Below are 20,318 nucleotides of genomic sequence, written 5' to 3' on the forward strand. Positions count from 1 at the left end.
GGTGCCGGGTGGACGGAAACGGCAGTGACCGGATCGGTCCAGCGGGCCCGTCCGGCCGCCCCCGACCCCGGTAGTGTCCCGGGACACCGCACCGTCCCGCTGCCGTGCCGCCTGGGTGCACGGAAGTGCCGCGGGAGACCGTCGTACCGGCCCCTGGCTCTGCCCTGATGAACCGTCCGCCGTGCCCCGGCCGTCGGGTTGAGTGGGATGCTGTCGACGATCCCAGGAGGGGCGGAGTCCGATGCGCAAGCGGGAGAACGAGGAAGCCGGCAGGGCCAAGGCGGGCCGGGAGGCGGGGCACGGGGCCGCCCGGGCCGGGCAGCCACGGTCAGGGCTGCTCGCCCTCCAGGCCACCGTGGGCAATGCGGCGGTCGTCCAGATGCTCCGCCGGGCCGGCCACGGCCCGGACCAGGAGGAACACCGGCACGGGGACGGCTGCGGCCACGAGGGCCCCGCCGTGCAGCGAGCCCCGGCCCCGGCGCTCCAGCGCTCCTCCGTCCACGACGTCCTGCGCAGCCCCGGTCGGCCTCTCGACCAGGCCACCCGTACGGACATGGAGTCCCGCCTCGGCGCCGACTTCTCCGATGTACGCCTCCACACCGACGCCGCCGCGAAGGCCTCCGCCGCCGAGGTCGGCGCGCGCGCCTACACCTCCGGCAACGACATCGTCATCGGCGAGGGCGGGGGCGGCGCGCACACCCTCGCCCACGAACTCACCCATGTCATCCAGCAGCGCCGGGGACCGGTCAGCGGCACCGACAACGGCGACGGGCTGAAGGTCTCCGACCCCTCCGACCGCTTCGAGCGCGAGGCCGAGGCCAACGCCCGTGCGGTGATGAGCCGTCCGGCCCCCCGGACCTCCTCCGACGTGCAGCGTTCGGCCGACCCCGGGTCCGCGTCGGCCGGTGCGGCGCAGGCAGCCGTGCAGCGCACTCTCGAGACGGGCCTCGCGGCGGGCACCCAGGTCGTCAAGCACACGGACGAGGGGGACATCGAGGGGCACACGATCACCGGTTTCGGCTTCGGGTCCTACCTGATCTCCCCTGGCGCGGACGGCAGGAAGCCCCGGGCGTCCACCAGCGACAGGTCGTGGGGGACGGTCGCGGGACGGAAGGCGTCCCGCGCGCAGTACGACGCAGCCCGTGCCCTGGAGTTGGACCCGGCGGTCCTCGCGGCCAGGCAGAAGCAGAAGGACCTGGACCTCGGCGAGAACTACCTCAGCGCCGACTACCGCCGGATCAACCCGCTCCTTGCCGCCCTCGGGCAGGTCGGCTTCACCCCCGGCGAGATCGCCGCCCCCGGTTTCTCCTACACGTCGAAGGAGAACGAGGTGCTCGACACGTGGCGCAGTGTCGCCATGGCGCGGGGCTACGCGGACGAGCAGACCACCGGGGCGTGGGACAAGAAGGCCCTCGCGGACACCTTCGACATCTTCGCCCGGATCAACGGCGTGTGGGACGACTTCGCGACGCCCCGCGCGAACGAGGACGGCAACGTGCTGCGGGGCGACAGCAAGCACCTGTACGAGTCGTTCGGCGGCATCCTCAAGCAGCAGGAGAGCCACCCGGACGGCGGCTACGTCTCGGTCGACCAGACGATCGAGTGGCCGGCGATCCTGTCGACCACGTACGGCGATCCGCTGACCCACTCGTACGTGGCCGGCAAGGAGATCGTCTGGGAGTTCAGCCTCCCGGAGGATCACCGGGGAAGGGCGCTCGGCAGGAACAACCAGTCCGAGGCGGAGATGACCTTCCCCATCGGCACCAGGATCCACATCCGTCAGATCCTCGTGCGGAGCGGCGACTTCCGGCAGGAGCGGTCGGCGAAGTACGGCGAGAGCGCGGCCGTGATCGTCTTCGCCGACATCCTGGCGGGCCAGGGACCGACCCGGGAGAACTAGTGTGCTGCGGCAGCACTCACGTCAAGAACGCGATCACCAGCGGGTCCGACTCCGGCGAGATGTAGTCGTACGTCGGGAAGTCGACGTGGCAGTGATGGCTTGTGTCCGCCTCGGAGGCGAAGCCCTCGATGTTGTCGGCGAGGAGGTCGAGGGCCTCCCGCCCTCCCCGGATCCACAGGGTCCGGGCCTCCATGACGATCGAAACGCAAGCCCGCTCCGGATCCTCCGAGAACGCGATCCCGGACAGTGACCCCTCGTAGGGGAAAGGGTGCCGGTTCTCCGAGAGATCGCCGTTTCCGGCCTTCCCCCGCAGCAGCTGCCCGAGGGCCGTCAGCCCTTGCCGGGTTCCGGACAGTTCGAGCTCCCTGGTCCCCCCGCTGTACAGAACCTGCAGCACCGCATTCCCTCCTTGTCCTCACGTGCGAGTTCGTGATCGATCCGCTCGGCGGGTCGATGAGTCGTCGCCGACGGCAGCTCATGGTCACGCGGGCTGTCAGGAGTGGAAGCGGATGCGGACCATGAGTGCGTTCTCGGCGAGTTGGTCGAGGTAGCGGTCGGCGAAGTCGAAGTACCGGTCACCGACGAGAGCGTCGGGGTCGGGCGAGGTGCACGTGCCGTCGAGCCACTCGCCGTCCAGGGTGAGCAGCACGTTGGTCGGCACCACGCGGGAGGCCCTTCGACGCACGAACTGCTCGCGGGTGCCGGCGTAGCAGCCGACCGGGTCAGGCGCTCGGGCCCACCGGTGATCCTGCTCGCTGCTCGCCCGCAGGGCGGCCACGGCCCGGATGACCGGCTGGTCGAAGAACGCCGCCCACCCCGCCCGGCCGTCGGAAGCCTGCGCGATCATGGCGTACTGCGACAGCGCGGGTTCGAAGTCGGAGCTGAAGGCGGTCCAGTTGTCCCAGTCCGCGGCCGCCGCAGCCGCCACCGGTGCGCGGTCGGAGTCCAGATCGAGCAGGCCACGCGGCCCGCCGTCGCAGCGCCCGGCCGGCTGCGGCGGCCGCGGACTGCCGTCGGACCAGAGCGGGTTGCGTACCAGCCTCGGATCGGCCTCGTCTCCGGCACGGACCGCCAGGCCGTGTGCGCCGTCACCGCCGAAGACGTGCCACCACTGCCACTCGCCTTGCCAGACGCCGCCCGGCGGGATCTCGGCGTCGTTCCAGAACGGGGCCATCGCGGCAGCCAGCGCGTCCGGCACGTCGGCGGGGTCGGTGGGCGGCAGGCAGACAGTGAGCATGTCCCGGGCCATGGACTCGCTTTCATAGGCGGGTGACATCGATCGTCGGAGCCGACCGTAGCGGGGGCGCCGGCACGGCCTCAACGCCATTTTCGAACAAGCCACGGCCCGGATCGCGGGCCGGTTCGAGCGAGCGAGCCGCGCGCCACGGCCCACACCGTGCAGGGGTGGGTGGTGTCGTAAATGCGTTGAGGGACTCGGGTGGTTCATGAATGATCCGCTGCATGGCCATCTATCTGGAGACCGAGCGCGTGACGCTGCGCCGGTTCACCGCCGACGACGCGGACCTGCTGATCGAACTGGACGGCGATCCGGCGGTGATGCGGTTCCTGTCGGGTGGGGAAGCGACGCCCGCGGAGGTCGTCCGCGAGAGCCATCTGCCGAACATCATCGCCGGCTACGAGAGGTGGGGCGGCGAGCTCGGGTTGTTCGCCGCGTTCGAGAAGGACGGCGGGGCGTTCATCGGCTGGTTCTGCCTGCGACCAGCGAAGGACGGCCCGAAGGACGAGGCCGAGCTCGGGTACCGGCTGCGGAGGGCGGCCTGGGGCCGGGGCTACGCCACCGAGGTCTCACGGGCCCTGCTGCGCAAGGGGTTCGGTGAGCTCGGCCTGCGGATGGTCTGGGCCGCGACGATGGTGCTGAACCGCGGTTCGCGCAACGTCGTGGAGAAGGTGGGCATGACGTTCTCCCATTCCCTTCCCACCCCGGACGACATGCTGATGGTCGAGGGCGCCGACCTGGGCGGCGTGCAGTACGAGATCACGAAGGAGCAGTGGGAGCAGCGCTGACCTCCCATCCGGTCCGGCTATGAGGCGCAGAGGCGCGGAGGCGGGTGAGGACGGCCAGGGGCGGTGGTTGCCTCCGGTGGGGTCGGGTCGGTCATCAAGATCGTTCCTTTGGTGTGTTCGTGCGACTTGCTTCCGACGTCAAGGGGTTCCTTCAGCTCTCGGAGCCGACCGACGAGCCGATCGAGAACCCGCACCAGCTCGTCGATGAAGGCGAGTTGACCACAGTGAAGGTCGGCAAGGTCGACCTCCAGCGTCGCCGGCTGCGACCGGGCGCCGTCGGTGGAGCGGAAAGAACCTCGGAGTCGGCGACAACATGCTCGCCGAACGATCAGCTCGGCCACCGAACCCGGGTCGGCGAGGTCGAGGCGGTGGGTGAAGTCCACGATGATGCGCTCGCAGGCCCCTTTTCGCGAGCATCCGCTCGACCGGGGTGATGATCTCGTCGTCCATTCCCCTGTCTACCAGCCCCGACGGGTCCCACCGCAACGGCATGTCCGCACCCGTACCGGCATGCTCCTCGCCCCCTGCCGCCCAACTTGGTTCACCAGCGGACGGACTGAGACGAAGACCGGCGGTGGCAGTATCCGCGAAGCCTCATCCCGCGACGCTAGAAGCCTCATCCCGCGACGCTACTGGTCACGTCGCCGCCGCAAGTGCGAACCGGCTCGTCAGTCGGTGGCTTTCCTCATCCGAGGGATGAGGGGGCGGCTGTCGTCGACAGAGGCCGGCGATCGGCCGGCGACCGGTGAACGCAGACCGAACCGGGCTCTGGTCAGTGTGGCGGCCGACCCTCTCCTCGGAGATCCGGTGCGGCAGCGGGCGCATCCCGCTGAAGTCGGCCTCGCGCCCGATGTGGCCACCACAGCGGCCAGAGCAACGGTCGCCAGAGAGGCGACAGCGACTGTGCGGAGGTGATCCCTGTACATGTGTGGCTCTTTCTCGTGCTTCAGAGCGGCAATTGTCTTCGGTGAGTTGGATGTTCCTGATCCGCTCAGCTCCTCATCGGAACGGCGACAGGCACTGCGGCGGTACTGGTGGGCCGTCTGCAAAGCAGATTTGTATCTGCAATATCAAGGTAGGTGATCCGCCCGGCTCGGCGCGCTGGTTCGGCATACGGTGCGGTGGCCTTGAAGTCAAGCCTCAGCAGCCGCTCTTGGGGCCAAGGGCCCTGGGTTGTGGATCGTAGGTCCCTGCTCTTGAGTTCTTTGTTCGTGAGCTCTTGCGGGCATGGGAATGGACCGGTCAGAATCGATTGAACGACAGGTTTTGCAGGTTTGGGGTAGCACCTTCATGGTCGGCTTCACCTGGGTCGACATGCTTGCTTCTGCATTTCTTCACAGGGCCATCAAAGATATGCCGCACGGCTGTCGGGACGGGTTCCCGAGGGTCGCGGGCAGAACGCGAGGAGATGACGCCGTGCAGCACCGCACAGTTCTCGGACACATGGTGATGGAGATCGCTTCCTCGACCGGTTCAACCCGTCTCATCCTGGTGGACCTGGCATACGTGGCCGACGATCCATACGCGGTTCAACTCACCTTCCACCCTGACCACGGCGCCCGTGTCACGTGGTACTTCGCGCGGGAGCTGCTGATCGACGGATTGAGCCGGGCCGTCGGCGAGGGTGATGTCCGCATACGTCCCACTGGTGATGATCTCTCCGAGACGTCCATCGCGCTGAATTCGTCTTTCGGCTGTGTTCTACTCCTCGCCTCAAGTAGGTCACTGAACGCCTTCCTGGACCGGACGGACAGCCTGGTTCCAGTCGGACAGGAACTGACCGAACAGCATATTGACGCCCAGCTCGAAAAAATTCTTCGAGAGAGGTGATGATCTCGAAACATTCCCACGACCATGAGAGCCCGACCTGCCCGGACATCACAGGCCGACGAAGGTGACGAGACGGCCCAAAGATCTACCGACGTCGTCCACGATGAGACGATTCTCCTTGCCTTATGTCGTGGAGCACCTGACGAGGCATCGCCCGGAGTACCCGTGACATCGCCGCCTGCGCAGGATGTCTACCCGAGTTCGCTCGGCCCACGGTGCCCCGGGCATAGCGGTCCAACGGCACTACGTGGTTCCGAATCTCCAGCTCGGCGTCGAGCTCCACATCGAGTCGGCCGAGTTCCCGCCACAGTTTCATGGCGTCACGCCGGCTGAGCCACGCAGGGGCGCGCAGGACCAGGCGCAACGGGCTGAGCGGGCCGGCCACCGGTTCACCAGTGGCCAGTTCGTAGCCGATCGCGCCGATCGGCCCCCAGGCCAGTCGATGGTCCGTGATGAGTCCCGTGACTGCTCGCAGCGCAGCCAGGCCCGGTATGGCCGCCACTCTTCGCGGTGGCAGTAGCTTGAGCCGATCAGTGAGCTGCTCGGGACGCAGTATGCGGGCCACTGTGGACCGGGGGGCCATCGCGTCGAACCGCTGCCCCCGCTGGGGACCACGCACCATGACCGGGACCCAGGGCTCGCCCGGTCCTGTCACAGACGGCGCCCGCGCGACTGTCACCCATGGGTGTGTGCGCAGTGTCTGCCGCGCCCAATTCGGGGGTCCGCCACGATCGAGCGGTCGTAGGGCGCCGGGGTAGCGCAACAGGAGCAGATCGTGGGCGACAGGCAGCTGCCCGTTCAGAGGTGCCAATGGACGCCGTAGCGCGCCATGCGGTTGTTCATCTGGATCGAGGACATGGTGCGGGGCCACGGTGGGCATGTGAGAAGCCTCAGGAAAGTTCGGATATCCGGGCTGGCCCGGTCGGGTGCGGTGCGGGCGACGGGCGACGGGCGGCGGCAATCGGGTGTCCACTGAACGGTCGATGTGCGGGAGCCGGGGCTCACGGCCATCGGCTGGGACCGTCTTTCAACTGACGTTCATGGAATGACTGTTGGTCCAGCCCGGCCAATACTGGGCCGCGTCGGTGGGGGCTCTGCCACCGGCCTGCCGCTGCGTGGGCGGCCGGGTCAGGCCGGCACCTGCGGTTCCCGGTCCTTGGCGTCCAGGTGGCCACGAAGCCGTGCCCGGCGCAGTGTCCAGCGCGTCAGCAGGCCCACGGTCACGCCGGAGCCGGGGTGAGGCTCGCCACGATCCGCCGGGCGGTGACGATGCCGACGCCGGTGGCTCCGCGCAGGAAGATCAGCGCCTCGCGGCGGCGTCCTGCTGACAGCAGGCCGTGGAGTACCTGCCGTAAGGCGGGATCGTGTTCGGCAAGGACTGCGGCCGCCTCGTCCGCGGTCACCGGGAGGTTGCGCTTCCTGAGTACTGCGAGCGCGGCGGGAGCGTGAGCGGGCGACAGGTCGGACCCCACCAGCAACGCCTTCAGCGCGTCCGTCTCCTGGCCGTCGGCCAGGTGCCGGAGTGCTGTCTGCTGCTGGTCCCTCGGCACCGGCGTGATGACGGCCGCGGTGATCACAGGATCCTGCCCCGGGTCGATGCGTTGGGGAGGACCCCATCGGCGAGGAGTCCCTGAGCACTGCCGGGTCCGGAGAGCCGCCCCTCGTCCACGGCCTCGCGATTCACCAGGTCGGCGGCCTGCTTCCACCGGTCGCCGGCCCGGTCGCCGGCGGCCCGGTCGGCTAGCTGGCCGGTGGGCGGCTCGGTCGCGGCCGCCGAGGCGAATCCGAGGAAGCGGGCGACGGCCAGGGCGAGCGTGGCCATGGGGTTGATGCACGGGCTTTGCATGGTCGGTTTCTATTCGTTCGGTCCAATATCCGGGTGAACCGGACAAAGCTCATCCTGCTACCGCTGACGGCCGGCCAGGGAGGGCCCGGTGGTCCGATGTCCTCCAAGGTGGGACTTGCGTCCTGATCGACCCAGGCCGCCGCGAAAACCATGACTCCACCGGGGTGTTGCGCCTGCTGAGCTTGGCATTTGGCCTTGTGAGCGGCTTTCATGACGTTCCATGACGAACCGGAACCTACTCTTCGTCTTGTCGGATGACATGGAAGCCATCGACGTCACCGGACCCATGACCGTCTTCGACTGGGCCAACCGCCTTCTGGCGCCGGAGCGCAGCCGGCCGGCTTACAGACTGCGCACGGCAAGCCCGGGCGGCAGGCCGGTGACGGCCAGCGGTGGACTGGTCCTGGCTGCACAGTCCACGCTGGCGGAGGAGCCCGCACCCGACACCGTGGTGATCCCCGGTTCTCCGAGCGACCCGGAGGTGGCTGCCTGGCTCAAGGGGAACGCGTCCGAGATCCGCAGGGTCGTCGCGGTCTACGAGGGCGTCTTCACGCTGGCGGCCGCCGGCCTGCTGGACGGACGCCGCACCGTCGCGCACTGGCGGCTCGCGCCGGCCGTGGCCCGCTCCTTCCCCGCCGTACGGGTCGATTCCGAGCCGATCCACGCCGGTGACGGGCGGGTGTGGACATCGGCCGGAATGACCAGCGGCATCGACGTGGCCCTCGACCTGGTGGAGACCGATCACGGACCCGACCTTGCGCTGGAGGTCGCCCGGCAGCTGGTGGTGTTCCTGCGGCGGACGCACAACCAGGGCCAGATCAGTACCCAGCTGAGGCTGGCGGCGGCCAGGAGCGGTGAGTTGCGGCGGATCCTGGAGTGGGTCGTCGACCACCCCGGCGAGGATCTCACCGTGGAGACCCTGGCCTGGCGGGCCGCGCTCTCGCCCCGTCAGTTCACCCGGGCCTTCACCGCCGAGACCGGCCTGTCCCCGGGCCGCTTCGTGGCCCAGGTGCGCCTGCAGGCGGCCTGCCGGAGGCTGGTGGAGCACCCGCAGGACAGCCTGGAACAGGTGGCGAGGTCCGTGGGATTCTCCAGCGCCGAAGTGATGCGGCGTGCCTTCCGGAGAGCGTACGGGATCGCCCCCTCCACCTACCGGAAGGCCAACCTCCCTCGGGCCAGGTGGCATTCGCCCGGTCCGCCCAGCCGACATGTCCCGAAGGGGAGGCGAGATCGACTTCACCGGGATCGAGACGCGTGACGGTCGTGGTCAGGCGATGCGAAGGGGGGCACGCGACTCAAAACGCTGTCGGGAGGCATGATGCGACGCGCCGGGATCGCCGGAGCCATGGTCGGCGATCCCGAAGCCCTACCGCTCCATCAGCGACAGCTCGACGCAGGCCGAGGAGACCCTTGTGGCATTCCTACTGATCTTCGGAGGCTTCCTCGCCGGCGCCGGGCTTCACGCCACGCTGTGGCTCGCTCGTCGAGCAAGGACCCCAAGCGTCGTTGGAGCGCTGAGCTTCCTCGGCGCGGCAGCTGTGGCCGCAGCCGGCCTGTGGGCGGCCAATGCCTTGCGCGACAACGGTCCGCTCGGCGGCGTCGTGCATCCCGATTCGCTCTTCAATACCGGTTTCATATTCGCGATCTCCGTTGGCGCCGCCACCGTGAAGGCAGCACGACAGAGAAAGCCGTGACCGAACGGCGCCGCACCACACTTCGTCGCTGTGGAGCACGGCTCGGCGTCGGCGCAGACGTCCGATGGTCGGGGTCGTGGGTTCGAGCGTGGCCTCGGCCGATGTCGCCGCGAAGTTCCGCTACCGCGAGCTGTGCCGCGCGAAGGTCCGGGACCCCGACCCGGTCCTCGCCGAGAACGAGCCGTTCGACCGCAGGCGGCGACACAGCCGGGTGCGCGAGCCGGGCCGCATCGCGATCAGCCCCGGCAGCCGACCGGCGGCATTGGCGTCCGCGGCGATCCGGGCTGATCAGGACACATGTCCCACTCTGGAGGGCATCGGGCCCCGCGGCCCTTCCGAACCAGTCGTCAGCAACGGCAGGCTGAGCTGTGTCCCGGTTCACCCGGATATCAAATCGAACGAACAGAAACCGACCATGCAGAGCTCAGGCGTCATTCCCACCGGCACATTCGTCCTGGCCCCAGAGGCAGCAGGGCCCGCTACGGCCTCACCCGGCCGGACAGCCGACTCCCGGGAAGCCGGTGGTTTCACCAAGTCGCTCCAGACGGCCCAGGGCGGCCGGTCGCCGGCCCAAGCCGCCGATGACAGGCGGGAGACCACGACGCGCGTCGCCCGCATCCGCACGGCGATCGCCACCACGACCGGAACCGTCACCGGGCACCTGAGGCTGAAGGCCTTCCGCAAGGAGCAGACGCATGTCCTCCTGAGCACCGGAGTGGTGACAACCTGATGCTCAACTCGATCCACATCCGTACGCTAAACATGGTGCTGACCACAGGGTCCTTCGCCAAGGCCGGTTCCATGCTCGGCTACTCCGCCTCGGCTGTCTCCCAGCAGATCAGCGCGCTCGAAAGCAGCACGGGTCTGACGCTGTTCGAGCGTGGGGCCCGTAGCGTCCGTCCCACCCGCGCCGCCATCGTCCTGGGCGAACGATGCGCAGGAGTACTGGATCAGTTGACGGCGTTGGAGCAGGAGGCCCGGGCGCTTGCCGCTGGTGATCGAGGAGTGGTGCGGGTCGGGAGCTACCCCGCTGCCCAGGCGACGCTGATCCCCTGGGCACTGGCCCGCCTGGCGCAGTGGCACCCCGATGCGCAGGTGGACCTGGAGGAGGGCGAGTCATCGGACCTGATGCCCCTGGTCTTGTCCTCCGCACTCGATCTGGCCCTGGTCTACGTCTACGACCTGATGTCGGAGGAATGGCCTGCCGGGATCACGGCGGTCGAGCTGATGCAGGAACGGCTGTTCGTGCTCGTTCCGCCGGCCAACCCGTTCGTCACAGCCGACCGGGTCCGCCTCGGTGACCTCGCGGGGCAGAGATGGATCACTGGCCATGAAGGGAGTGCCAAAGCGGCGCTATTGACGCGGTTGTGCGCCGACGCCGGCTTCTCGCCGCGGGTGGCGTTCCGCAGCAACAATCACGACGCCGTGCAGGAGATGGTGCGGGCCGGGCTCGGCGTGGCCCTGGTACCCGATCTGGCCCTGGCCGGGCCCAGTCGAGAGACGGCGCGCGCACTGGACGGAATGCCATGCGTACGGCGGGTGTTCGCGGTCCGGCGGACGTCCACCACAAACGCACTGCTGACATCGTTCGAGGCTGCCCTGAGTCGGGCGGCGGCTGATCGCCGCATGCGGCAGCGGCCGACAGCCCAGGTGAGGTGAATCCGGGTCACCGTCGAACGCCTACGACGCAGGACGTTCCACCGCCGGACGAACCACTCCGCGGTCACGGATCCAGCCGCTCTGGTTCTACGAACCGAGCCGGTGCTCATCCGGCAGGCAGCCCTTGCCGTTCCGTCGCGCTGCTTCGCCGATGCTCCGGGCTTTCCGACGGGGATCCACGGCGCCGTGGCCCACAGCAGCACGACCCGTTACCGCAGCAGCTTCACCGAGCTGGCCCGGAAAGCCGGCTCATCTCTCCGGTCGGGCTTCCAATGCGGAGCAACTCCTGTTGCCCGGGCCGTGAACGGTGCGTCTAAGTACGCCTTCGACCCGAGAGATGAAGAACAGTTGCCGTCGCTACCACGGACGCGCCGACAAGAACCAATTGGACCCAGAAAGGTGGGGCGAGCATCTTGTTGGTCGCGATCATGAATGCTGTGAGCATTGCAAATGCAATGATCTTTTGTCGCACGGGGTGTCTCCAGTTTTGATCAGACAAGAGAGCTCAGGCAGGCGGCCGCCCCGGCCCCGGCCACGTTGACGGCCAGATCCCGGGCCGCCGTACCGTTGACCCTGCCGACAACCAGCGCTGCCGCGCCGCTGATCCCTGCCTTGACCAGGCAATTCTTGGCCATGTCGGACATCGGCTTGTTGGCGAGAGCCTCACAGTACTTCTGCCTCTCGCCGTTGCCGTTCCCGAAGCGGCAGTTGATGGAGTTGTGCTCCTGAATGACGTCGACCGCATGGGCAAGTGGTACTAAAATGCCCCATGTCATGGCTATAGAAAGGACGATCGAGAAATCCCTGATCCGCATACTGCCACCTTCGGATAGTCTGCCGGAAGCGCGATTGTGCAGCTCCTTTGGTGAGCCTATGAGGAGAACGCGGGCCTGACCATGCATCATTCATTTGAATTCTTCCGGGTGAGGCCGAGGGGGCCTGATGCTTGTTCATCCGGGGTGTGGCAGGCCCCGGAGATCGGGGTGCCGGTGCTGGTGCTGGAGGAGGTCGACCGCTCGCCGTGGCACACCGAGGTGAGGCAGCGGAGGAGTGGGGCGGCGATGCTGCTCGTGAGGACGCCGGCGATTCTTGGCGGACGGCATGCTCGTGGTCGGCGAAACGGCCGACTCCGAGCGCACCAGGGCCGAGGAACTCGGCATTGCGGTGCGTCGCCTCGGACGAGTTCGCCGCGCGTGCCGTGAGCGGGGGACCGTCCGTGCGGCACGCGCCGACCGCCTCGCCGTCGGCCCGTAGGAGACAACGGCGAGCTGACCGCCGGTCACTGCGGCGGAGCGGGTCGGGCACCTCTCGCAGAAGCCGGGCCCGCGCGGGTCGCCCGTACGACCGTCGCCGTCAGGGAGCTGACGGCATCCTCGGTACCGGTGGCATGCCCCCACGCTGTCCCCGCCCGGTTCCACCGGCCGGAGTCCGTCCGGGTTCCGAGATGATCCGTGTCCCTGGGGCGCGATGCCTTGGTGCGCGCCCCTCGGGCGCTGCCGTACGCCGTCTACCGGTCGGTGGGGGCGTGGGCGAGGATGGGCGGCCGACCATGTCCCATAGGCGAGAGGGCAGCAGCATGGGTATGCACGAGAAGCCGGCCCCTGACCCCGGATCGGGAACGCCTCCGCCCGGCAACAAGGACGGGCAGGTCCCGCCATCGCCGCCGCCGACCGGCACCCGGCGGAAGTAGAACGTGGTGACGAGCGGCGAGGATCCGGCGGGGCGCCGGGCGGGCCTGGACGCGGCGATGGAACGGGAACGGGCGTGGCCGGCCGGGTCGCCGTGGGTGCGCGAGGCCTTCGCGGCGGTGCCCCGCGACGCGTTCGCGCCGGGGCGGCTGTGGCGGTGGGACGGCCGTGCCTATCTGCCGGTGGACCGGGCGGCCGATCCCGAGGGCTGGGCCGGCGAGCTGTTCACCGGGGTCCACGACGCGGCCGTCACCCAGGTGCGCGGCGGACTGCCGTCCTCGTCGCTGTCCGCGCCCGCCGTGGTGACGGACATGCTGGACAGTCTGCGGCTGGAGCCCGGGCACCGGGTGTGGGACATCGGCACCGGGCAGGGGTGGACGGCGGCGCTGGCCGCCTCGCGCACCGGCCCGGGGCGGGTGGTGTCCACCGAGGTGGACGCGGGCCTGGCCGACTTCGCCCGCGGGCGCCTGGCAGCGGCCGGCCTGGACGTTCAGGTGGTGACCGGCGACGCGAGCGGCGGCGGGCTGCCGGGCGGCGGGCAGGTCGACCGTCTGCACGCCACCTACGCCGTGGAGGCCGTCCCGTGGGCGTGGGTGGAGGCGGTACGGCCGGGCGGCCGGCTCGTCTACCCCTGGGGCAGGCTGGGGCACGTGGCCCTCACGGTCGCCGACGACGGCAAGAGCGCCACCGGATGGGTGCAGGGCCTCGCCCAGTTCATGGCCGACCGGCACGGCCCGGCGCCGACGCCCACCGGCCGTGCCGCCTACACGGCGGTGCGCGGCACCGCCGACCCGGACACCGAGCGGCTGCTGACGCGCGACCTGGCCCCGCTGGAGAGCGACTGGGACCTCCTGTTCGCCCTGCGGGTCGCCGTGCCGGACGCGGTGCTGCTCACCGGCCGGGACGAGGACGGTGTCAACGCCTGGCTGCACGACGGCGACCGGTCGTGGGCGGCGTTGACCGCGCGCGGTGACGGCACCGTGACGGTGTACCAGGGCGGGCCGCGCCGGATCGGCGACGACATCGCCACCGCCTGGGACGAGTGGGAGGGGCTCGGCCGCCCGGACCGGTACGACTACGGCATCACGGTCACCCCCGACGCCCAGTGGGCGTGGCAGGCCGGCCCGGACGGGCCGCGCTGGCCGATCACGCAGCCGACGCCTGCCCGGTCGTGACCGGCACGGGCTGGGGCGATACGAACCTGCCCCGGCTCGTCCTCGCCGACCGGCCGGGGCAGTGCCCTACGGTCGGGCGGGACATGCCGCAGGGCACCGGGGTGGAATCAGTGATCCACACGGTGTCGGTCCAGAAGTCGCTGTCCGTGGCCAACTCCCGGATCATGCGCTTGACCAGCGGCAATGCCGCACGCAGGCGCTTGTCGTACCCCGACTGCTGCGGCAGATTTGGGAACAGGTCGGCCAGGCGCTTGCGGGCGAACCGCAGCCAGCGCGCCTCCGAGTGGAAGCCGAGCAGGGCCTGGGCCACCGCCAGGCAGAGGAGTTCGGAGTCGCTGAGCAGGGGCGGGCGTCCCATCCACCGCGTTCCTCTGATCTCGTCGTCGATCTTCACATAGAGTGCGGTCAAGAGGGTCTCCAAGTCGGGCGTCACAACCGGATCTTGGAGGCCCTCGTCTGATCCGCGCGCCCAAAGTCCTGAAGTTCTGACCCAGCGCCCGACTGAGCTCGTCCACACGTTGACTGAACGGAGTCCAACCGCCATGCCGGACACAACCTCGGCCAACCCCGGCCCTCGTGAGGTTTTGGCCCGCTACCAGCAGGCGATGCTCGACAAGTCCGCGGACGACTTGGCCGACCTGTACGCGGTCGACGCCGTCCACGAGTTCCCCTTCCTCCTCCCCGGCATGCCTGAGCGCTACCAGGGGCGCGAAGAGGTCCGTACGGGCTATCGAGCGGCCTGGGGCACAAGCCCAGCGCAACCGCAGGAGATCCGCGAGGTCGCTGTGCACGAGAACACCAACCCGGAGGTGATAGTCGTCGAGCAGGTCGTCTCCGGGACCGTAACCACGACCGGCCGGCCCTTCAGCTTCCCCGGCCTCCTCGTCATGCGGGTCCGAAACGGCCAGATCGTGCATGTTCGCGACTACATGGACGGGCTCGGAGTCGCTCACGCGATGGACCGGCTGACCGTCATGGCTGCCAGCCTCAGCGGCCGCTACTGAACCACTGACATCGGACTCATTCGTCTAGGGCACGACGTCGTCCAGGATTTCACCGTCCGTCGGGCCGGCCGGCCCGACGGTGGTTCCGGGCGTCAGCCCTCGGGGAAGAGGTCGGCCCAGTCGGGTGGGCAGGGGCCGGTGCGGACGGTCGCGCGGGCGTCGACGAACTCGGCGAGGGCGGCGACGGTGTCGGCCAGCCCCGCGCGCAGGGCGTCGTCGGTCGGGGTGTCCGGTTCGACGAAGAGGCCTTCGAGGTGGAGGGTCCGGGAGCGCCGGTCCAGCCGGGGGGCGACCCGGCCGACCAGCCGGTCGCCGTGCAGGAGCGGCATCACGTAGTAACCGTACCGGCGCTTGGCGCGCGGCACGTACATCTCGTTGCGGAACCCGAAGTCCCAGAGGCGTTCGGTGCGGGCCCGGTCGCAGATCAGGTTGTCGAAGGGGGACAGCAGGGTGGTGCGCGGCTCCCACTCGCCGGACTCCAGCCGTTCCAGGAGCGGCAGTCGGTCGGCGGTGAGGTACCAGCCCTCGCTGGACGGGGCGTCCTCCAGCTGGACCCGCAGGATGCGGCCCTCCGCGAGCAGGCGGGTCAGGGCGGAGTCCAGTCCGGGATAGCGGTCCCGGGTGAAGTGCTGGCGGATGTCGGCGGGGCGGGCGATCCCCAGGGCGCGCAGGGCGTGTTCGGCGGCCAGCGGGACCACCTCGGCATCGGGGAGCGGAGCCGAGGCGGCGTCACCGGGCAGGCAGCGCGGGGCCAGGTCCCACAGCCGGGCCCGGCCGCGGCGTCCGCTGACCATGATGCGGCCCTGGAGCCACAGGTGGTCCAGCATGCGTTCGACGTTGCGCCCGGTCGTCCAGCCGCTGGACTCCCACGGGGTCTCGGCGACGTCGTCGAAGCCGCCAGCGGGCAGCGGACCGGCCTCGGTCAGCCGCTGGACCACGTGCGTCTGCAGGGTGCCGTTGGCCTTGAGCCAAGTGGCCACCTTACGGCCGTAGTTGGACGTCCCCGCCGGGTAGCGGCGCATGGTCGCCGCGTGCAGCGGATAATCGTCCGTCAGCACGATGGAGGCGGCGTGGGCCCAGTACTCGAACAGCCACCGGGCCTCCCAGAGGAGGTGGTCCAGGTCCTCGCGGCGGTACTGGCCGAGCCGGCTCCACAGCACCAGCAGATGGCTCTGGGCGACCGCGCTGATCGGGTCGAGCTGGAGGCAGCGCAGTGCCCGCAGCACCTCCCGGATGCCGTCGACGGTCGGCGGGGCGGGCGGGCCGGCCAGGAACTGGGCGCTGATCGCCAGCCTCCGGGCGGTGGTGCTGCTGACGGACGGTGTCGGGGGCATCGGCTCCAACCAGGTGTCTGCGGACGGGAACGGAGGGAAGGAACGGGGGGAGGAACGGAGGGGAGGAGCGGGTCAGGTCACCCCGCCCAGGTCGACGCCGGTACCGGCGGCCCACAGCCGGGCCACCGCGTCGAGGAAGACCACCGTGTCCGGGCGCCGCTCCAGTGGCCCCGGCAGCGTGGGCACGGCCACACTACCGTGCTCCGCCGGGCGGTCGGGGCTGCGCATCGCGAGGCGGATCAGCCCCTGGCCGGGCCCGAGTTCGACCAGGACCGGCGACTTGAGACGCCACAGTTCGGCGAGGTCGTCGGTGAACCTGACCGTGCCGCAGAGCTGATCGGCCCAGTAGTCGGGGCCGGTGGCTTCCTCGCCCATCCAGGCGCCGGAGCCGTTGGAGAGGACTGGCACGTGGGGCGGGCGGAGCCGGAACCCGGCCACCAGCTCCCGCAGCCGGGCGGTGACCGGGGCCATCAGCGGGGAGTGGAAGGCGTGCCGGGCGGCCATCGGCTGGCAGGCGATCCCGCGCCCGACGAGCCGCTCGGCCACCCGGTCCAGATCCGTCGAGTACCCCGACAGCACGGTGAGTTCGGGCCCGTTCAGGGCGGCCAGCGCGACCCGCCCGGTGACGAGGTGGGGGGTGACCGCCTCCGCACCGGCCATCACCGCCAGCATCCCCCCGCCGGCGGGCAGTTCGGATACCAGCCGGGCCCGGCGCGCCACCAGGGTCGCCGCCTGGTCCAGCGGTAGGATCCCGGCGAGGCAGGCCGCGACATACTCGCCCAGGCTGTAGCCGAGCAGGGCAGTGGGCCGCACGCCGAGGGACTGCAGGGTGGCGGCCATCGCGTACTGGACGGCGAACACCGCCGGCTGCGCCACCTCGGTGTCGTCGATGGCCGGCCCCGCGGCACCGTCGGCCGGCCCGGCGGGCACCCCCACCCGGCGGGCGCCGGCGGAGTCGGCCGCCACCCGGGACAGGAAGGCGCCGAGGTCCCCGCCCAGCTCCCGGTCGAGCTCGCGCAGGCAGGTCCGCAGGTGCGCGGCGTAGACCGGCAGCTGGTGCTGCAGCCCGGCGGTCATGCCGAGGTAGTGGTCGCCGACGCCGGCCGCCAGGAACACCACGGGACGGTCCGGGTCCGCCCGCGCCGTGACGAGCTGCCGGGGGTCGCGTTCGCGCAGGTGGTGGGCGGCCCTGGCCGGGTCGGTGGTCACCAGGGCACGCCGGTGTTCCAGGGCCTGCCGCTGCCGCAGCCGCCGGGACAGCCCGCTCAGGCCGTCCGAGCCGTCCGGGCCGTCCGGGCCGTCCGGACCGGTGCCGCGCCCGGCCGCCAGCGAGTCGAGTTGCTCGGCGAGCCGGTCGGTCTCCCGTTCGAGCTCCTCGGGCGTCGCCGCGGAGATCGTCAGCAGCCGCGGGCCGGTACCCCCTGCGGAGGTCACGACCCGACCGCCCGGCGGACCTGCTCGGGCCAGCCCGCCGGGTCGACACCGTGCCGGCAGAGGAAGGCGTACGCCAGGCGTTCGAGCCCGAATCCGGCGCAGGCGGTGTGCACCGGGCCGGCGCCGTCGCCCGCGCCGATGGCGAACGCCCTGCCGAAGAAGCGGTCGTGGAAGTTGAACGAGCAGACCGCCACGTCCCGTTCGCCCTCCAGCGGCAGGCGCAGCTCGTACTTCAGTTCCAGGAAACGCTGGTTCCACACCTGGTCGGCGGTGTCGGTGTTGATGAAGAACGGGTCGCTGGCGACCTCGCACCTTCCGCCCAGGCCGAGTTCCGCCATCAGCTCGAAGGTGAGCTCCATCAGCCGGGCGCGCTGCGCCAGCACCGTCCGGCGCGGACCGAGGAAGACGATCTCGCGGATGGTGAAGTCCCACAGGCGTTCCAGCGACCGCTCGTAGCGGGACTCGAAGCGGAACGACTTGCCGCGCGAGGTCAGCACCGACGACCCGGCGGGCAGCGTCGAGTCGGCGAGCTGGGCGAAGGAGTGGTAGCACATCGTGGGCGGGAGGCAGTGGTCGACGGTGGCGGCGCCCGCGCGCAGGAGGTCCGTCAAATCGGTGCCGGCCGAGAGGCCGTGCAGGAAGTCCTGGTAGACGTCGACGTCGGAGTGCAGCCGGGACACGAACATCATCAGCTGGGGGAACGACGAGAAGTAGCCGCTGCGCCGCATCACGTCGGTGGCGATCAGGGTTGGGTAGCGGAACTCGGCGGCGTCGAACTCGGCCGCCACCAGGGCCCGGACTCGCTGGTCCAGGTGGTCGGTGAGGGAGAGCAGCGGCTCGCCGAAGGCGACCTGCCCGGCGCCCGCCGGGATCGCCGCACCCGTCGCGGTGAGCTCGTCGAAGACGTCGGACGGGGTGCCTTCGGTGTCCAGCCGCCAGACCACCTTCGGGGTGAAGGCCTCCTGCCGGGCCAGGTCGTTGGCCACCACCACGGCGAGCTTGCGGGCCAGTTCGGCCGGGTCGGTGCCGGCCGTGGCGGTCACCTCGAGCCCGGTGATCCGGTCCTCGCCGACCAGCCGGAAGTCCAGGATGGACTCGGCGACGAAGAAGACGCGGCGGGCCAGCTCCGCCGCCTGGGAGCCGTCGAGGGGAGGCTCCACCGGCAGCAGGAAGGTGGTCACGGGCTGCCGCGGAGGCCCGGCGGGCCGGGCGTCGTCGAGGGCGGTCACGGCCGGCCTCCGTCCGTCGGGCCGGCCGTCGCGGCGACCGGCCGGGCGGGGCGACGGTGGGCGGGTACGGCACCGGACAGGCTGCCGGTCAGCCCCATGAGCTCGGCGAGGACACCGCGGTGGATGCCGTTGGCGCCGGCGTAGATCGGCCCGCCGAGGGCGTCGCGCAGTTCGCGTTCGAGCTGCCAGTCCGTCAGGTAGCCGCGGGCGCCGTGCACCTCCAGGGCGGCCATCGCCGTCCGGGCCAGGCCCTCGCTGGCGACGATCTTCGTGATGGTCGCCTCCAGCAGGGCCATCCGCCCGCGGCTCTTGAGCCAGCCCACCTTGTAGAGCATCAGCCGGGCCAGCTCCAGCCGGATCCGCATGTCCGCGATCTCGTGCGCGACGCCCTGGAAGGAGCCGATCTGCCGGCCGAACTGACGGCGGCTGGTGACGTGGTCGACGGAGGTCTCCAGCAGCCGCTGCATCGCGCCGACGTGCCCGGCGAACATGAAGGAGCGCTCCCATTCGATGCTGGAGAGGAAGATCCGGTAGCCGGAGCCCTCCGCGCCGAGCAGGTTGGCCGCCGGGACGGAGACGTCCTCGAAGGCGACGACGCCCATCGGCGTGCTGCGCAGGCCCAGCTTGCTGAGCTGCCGCACGGTCCGCACGCCCGGCAGGTCCGCGGGGACCAGGAAGGCGGACAGCCGGTCCTCGGGCGCGCCCTGGTCACCGGTCCGGGCGAACACCACGAACAGGTCCGCCACCGGTCCGTTGCTGATGAACCACTTCTCGCCGTCGAGGACGTACCGCTCGCCCTCGCGGCGCGCCGTGGTGGTCAGCGCCAGGACGTCCGAGCCGGCCTCGGGTTCGGACAGGGCCTGCGCGCCGATCAGGTTCCCGGAGCACATCGCCGGCAGGAAGCGTTCCTTCTGCTCCTCGCTGCCGTGCTCCAGCAGGTAGATCGCGCAGCCCCAGAGGTGGTTGTTGACGGCGAAGACCAGGCCGTTGTCCCGGCAGCCGTAGCCGAGCGCCTCCAGGGCGATCATCGTGCTGAGCGGGTCGAGCCCGCCGCCGCCGTACTCGGCGGGTACCGGCCAGCCGAGCACCCCGTGGCGTGCGCAGCGCTGCCAGTCCGCGCGCGGGAAGCGTTCCTCGCGGTCGTCGCCCGCGGTGTCGCGGCCCAGCCGGTCGCGGGCGAAGGCGGTGGTCGCCGCCTGGAGGGCGCGCTGGTCGTCGGTCAGTTCGAAGTCCACGCCGCGTCCCTGGTGTCGGTGGTCCGGGCCCGGACGAAGGCGGTGATGCCGTCCACGGTGCGCAGGTCGTCCAGCAGCAGTTCCTCGCGGCGGACGGTCAGCGCGAAGGTGCGCTCGATCCACATGACCAGCTGAACGGCGAACAGCGAGTTGACGAACCCGGCGTCGAAGAGGTCCTCGCCGTCCTCGACCGGGATCCCGTCGGTGTGCCGTAGGACGAACTGCCGGACGGTGTCCTTGGCGGTGTCGGTCATCTGTGCTCTCC

The 20,318-nt window shown here is 70.3% G+C and carries 22 protein-coding genes; 10 read left to right on the forward strand and 12 right to left on the reverse strand.

What is annotated here, in order from left to right:
• The first annotated feature begins 241 nt into the window (after positions 1 to 241).
• Complete coding sequence (locus ACIP4P_RS35255) at positions 242 to 1,900, forward strand: DUF4157 domain-containing protein (protein WP_400925550.1); 1,659 nt, start codon at positions 242 to 244, stop codon at positions 1,898 to 1,900.
• 16 nt (positions 1,901 to 1,916) lie between these two features.
• On the opposite strand, the gene ACIP4P_RS35260 is transcribed toward ACIP4P_RS35255, so the two are convergent.
• Together ACIP4P_RS35260 and ACIP4P_RS35265 are read right to left on the reverse strand one after the other, a co-directional pair.
• Positions 1,917 to 2,297, reverse strand: coding sequence for a hypothetical protein (locus ACIP4P_RS35260; RefSeq protein WP_400925551.1), 381 nt, complete (start codon positions 2,295 to 2,297; stop codon positions 1,917 to 1,919).
• Between the two features lie 96 nt (positions 2,298 to 2,393).
• Entirely contained in the window at positions 2,394 to 3,137 is a 744-nt protein-coding gene (locus tag ACIP4P_RS35265) for a hypothetical protein (RefSeq protein ID WP_400925553.1), read from the reverse strand.
• 224 nt (positions 3,138 to 3,361) lie between these two features.
• On the opposite strand from ACIP4P_RS35265, the gene ACIP4P_RS35270 reads away from it, so the two are divergent.
• From ACIP4P_RS35270 to ACIP4P_RS35280, 3 genes are all read left to right on the forward strand, one after another.
• A complete protein-coding gene (locus tag ACIP4P_RS35270) occupies positions 3,362 to 3,925 on the forward strand; it encodes a GNAT family N-acetyltransferase (protein ID WP_400925555.1) in 564 nt (187 codons plus the stop codon).
• Positions 3,926 to 3,969: 44 nt separating this feature from the next.
• A complete protein-coding gene (locus tag ACIP4P_RS35275; protein ID WP_400925557.1) occupies positions 3,970 to 4,359 on the forward strand; it encodes a S1 RNA-binding domain-containing protein in 390 nt (129 codons plus the stop codon).
• Between the two features lie 982 nt (positions 4,360 to 5,341).
• The gene (locus ACIP4P_RS35280; protein WP_400925559.1) at positions 5,342 to 5,755 is read left to right on the forward strand and encodes an SsgA family sporulation/cell division regulator; all 414 of its coding nucleotides are present in this window, start codon (positions 5,342 to 5,344) and stop codon (positions 5,753 to 5,755) included.
• Positions 5,756 to 5,840: 85 nt separating this feature from the next.
• On the opposite strand, the gene ACIP4P_RS35285 is transcribed toward ACIP4P_RS35280, so the two are convergent.
• The 3 genes from ACIP4P_RS35285 to ACIP4P_RS35295 all read right to left on the reverse strand — a co-directional run bounded on the left by ACIP4P_RS35285 (position 5,841) and on the right by ACIP4P_RS35295 (position 7,601).
• Positions 5,841 to 6,635: a phosphoribosyl-dephospho-CoA transferase MdcG domain-containing protein gene (locus ACIP4P_RS35285; protein WP_400925561.1), complete on the reverse strand. Its 795-nt coding sequence runs from the start codon at positions 6,633 to 6,635 to the stop codon at positions 5,841 to 5,843.
• Positions 6,636 to 6,975: 340 nt separating this feature from the next.
• The gene (locus ACIP4P_RS35290; protein ID WP_400925563.1) at positions 6,976 to 7,332 is read right to left on the reverse strand and encodes a hypothetical protein; all 357 of its coding nucleotides are present in this window, start codon (positions 7,330 to 7,332) and stop codon (positions 6,976 to 6,978) included.
• Complete coding sequence (locus ACIP4P_RS35295) at positions 7,329 to 7,601, reverse strand: hypothetical protein (RefSeq protein WP_400925565.1); 273 nt, start codon at positions 7,599 to 7,601, stop codon at positions 7,329 to 7,331. The genes ACIP4P_RS35290 and ACIP4P_RS35295 overlap by 4 nt, the downstream gene beginning before the upstream one ends.
• A 220-nt stretch (positions 7,602 to 7,821) precedes the next feature.
• Here ACIP4P_RS35295 and ACIP4P_RS35300 point away from each other — a divergent pair, with 220 nt between their 5' ends.
• The 4 genes from ACIP4P_RS35300 (at position 7,822) to ACIP4P_RS35315 (ending at position 10,954) form a co-directional block, all read left to right on the forward strand.
• On the forward strand, positions 7,822 to 8,859 hold the full coding sequence (locus ACIP4P_RS35300; RefSeq protein ID WP_400925567.1) for a GlxA family transcriptional regulator: 1,038 nt from the start codon (positions 7,822 to 7,824) through the stop codon (positions 8,857 to 8,859).
• A gap of 154 nt (positions 8,860 to 9,013) precedes the next feature.
• Positions 9,014 to 9,295, forward strand: a complete 282-nt coding sequence (locus ACIP4P_RS35305; RefSeq protein ID WP_400925569.1) for a hypothetical protein — start codon at positions 9,014 to 9,016, stop codon at positions 9,293 to 9,295.
• Between the two features lie 76 nt (positions 9,296 to 9,371).
• Positions 9,372 to 10,025, forward strand: a complete 654-nt coding sequence (locus tag ACIP4P_RS35310) for a hypothetical protein (RefSeq protein ID WP_400925571.1) — start codon at positions 9,372 to 9,374, stop codon at positions 10,023 to 10,025.
• Positions 10,025 to 10,954: a LysR family transcriptional regulator gene (locus tag ACIP4P_RS35315; protein WP_400925573.1), complete on the forward strand. Its 930-nt coding sequence runs from the start codon at positions 10,025 to 10,027 to the stop codon at positions 10,952 to 10,954. The genes ACIP4P_RS35310 and ACIP4P_RS35315 overlap by 1 nt, the downstream gene beginning before the upstream one ends.
• A 491-nt stretch (positions 10,955 to 11,445) precedes the next feature.
• Here the strand turns inward: ACIP4P_RS35315 and ACIP4P_RS35320 are convergent, their stop codons facing one another.
• Positions 11,446 to 11,769 carry a hypothetical protein gene (locus ACIP4P_RS35320; protein WP_400925575.1) on the reverse strand — a complete coding sequence of 108 codons (324 nt, stop codon included), beginning with the start codon at positions 11,767 to 11,769 and terminating at the stop codon, positions 11,446 to 11,448.
• 881 nt (positions 11,770 to 12,650) lie between these two features.
• On the opposite strand from ACIP4P_RS35320, the gene ACIP4P_RS35325 reads away from it, so the two are divergent.
• On the forward strand, positions 12,651 to 13,817 hold the full coding sequence (locus ACIP4P_RS35325) for a methyltransferase domain-containing protein (RefSeq protein WP_400925577.1): 1,167 nt from the start codon (positions 12,651 to 12,653) through the stop codon (positions 13,815 to 13,817).
• Here the strand turns inward: ACIP4P_RS35325 and ACIP4P_RS35330 are convergent.
• Positions 13,789 to 14,250, reverse strand: a complete 462-nt coding sequence (locus ACIP4P_RS35330; RefSeq protein WP_400925579.1) for a hypothetical protein — start codon at positions 14,248 to 14,250, stop codon at positions 13,789 to 13,791. The two genes, ACIP4P_RS35325 and ACIP4P_RS35330, sit on opposite strands and share 29 nt — an antisense overlap.
• 109 nt (positions 14,251 to 14,359) lie before the next feature.
• Here ACIP4P_RS35330 and ACIP4P_RS35335 point away from each other — a divergent pair, with 109 nt between their 5' ends.
• Positions 14,360 to 14,821 carry a nuclear transport factor 2 family protein gene (locus ACIP4P_RS35335; RefSeq protein ID WP_400925581.1) on the forward strand — a complete coding sequence of 154 codons (462 nt, stop codon included), beginning with the start codon at positions 14,360 to 14,362 and terminating at the stop codon, positions 14,819 to 14,821.
• 92 nt (positions 14,822 to 14,913) lie between these two features.
• Here ACIP4P_RS35335 and ACIP4P_RS35340 read toward each other — a convergent pair whose 3' ends face one another.
• The 5 genes from ACIP4P_RS35340 to ACIP4P_RS35360 form a co-directional block, all read right to left on the reverse strand.
• Positions 14,914 to 16,155, reverse strand: coding sequence for a winged helix-turn-helix domain-containing protein (locus ACIP4P_RS35340; protein WP_400925583.1), 1,242 nt, complete (start codon positions 16,153 to 16,155; stop codon positions 14,914 to 14,916).
• A 72-nt stretch (positions 16,156 to 16,227) separates the two neighbouring features.
• Complete coding sequence (locus ACIP4P_RS35345; RefSeq protein ID WP_400925585.1) at positions 16,228 to 17,589, reverse strand: acyltransferase domain-containing protein; 1,362 nt, start codon at positions 17,587 to 17,589, stop codon at positions 16,228 to 16,230.
• Positions 17,586 to 18,818, reverse strand: a complete 1,233-nt coding sequence (locus tag ACIP4P_RS35350) for a hypothetical protein (RefSeq protein ID WP_400925586.1) — start codon at positions 18,816 to 18,818, stop codon at positions 17,586 to 17,588. The genes ACIP4P_RS35345 and ACIP4P_RS35350 overlap by 4 nt, the downstream gene beginning before the upstream one ends.
• On the reverse strand, positions 18,815 to 20,053 hold the full coding sequence (locus tag ACIP4P_RS35355; protein ID WP_350508088.1) for an acyl-CoA dehydrogenase family protein: 1,239 nt from the start codon (positions 20,051 to 20,053) through the stop codon (positions 18,815 to 18,817). The genes ACIP4P_RS35350 and ACIP4P_RS35355 overlap by 4 nt, the downstream gene beginning before the upstream one ends.
• Complete coding sequence (locus ACIP4P_RS35360; RefSeq protein ID WP_350508087.1) at positions 20,038 to 20,307, reverse strand: acyl carrier protein; 270 nt, start codon at positions 20,305 to 20,307, stop codon at positions 20,038 to 20,040. The genes ACIP4P_RS35355 and ACIP4P_RS35360 overlap by 16 nt, the downstream gene beginning before the upstream one ends.
• Between the last annotated feature and the right edge of the window lie 11 nt (positions 20,308 to 20,318).

The sequence above is a fragment of the Kitasatospora sp. NPDC089509 genome, assembly GCF_044749365.1.
Lineage (GTDB): Bacteria > Actinomycetota > Actinomycetes > Streptomycetales > Streptomycetaceae > Kitasatospora.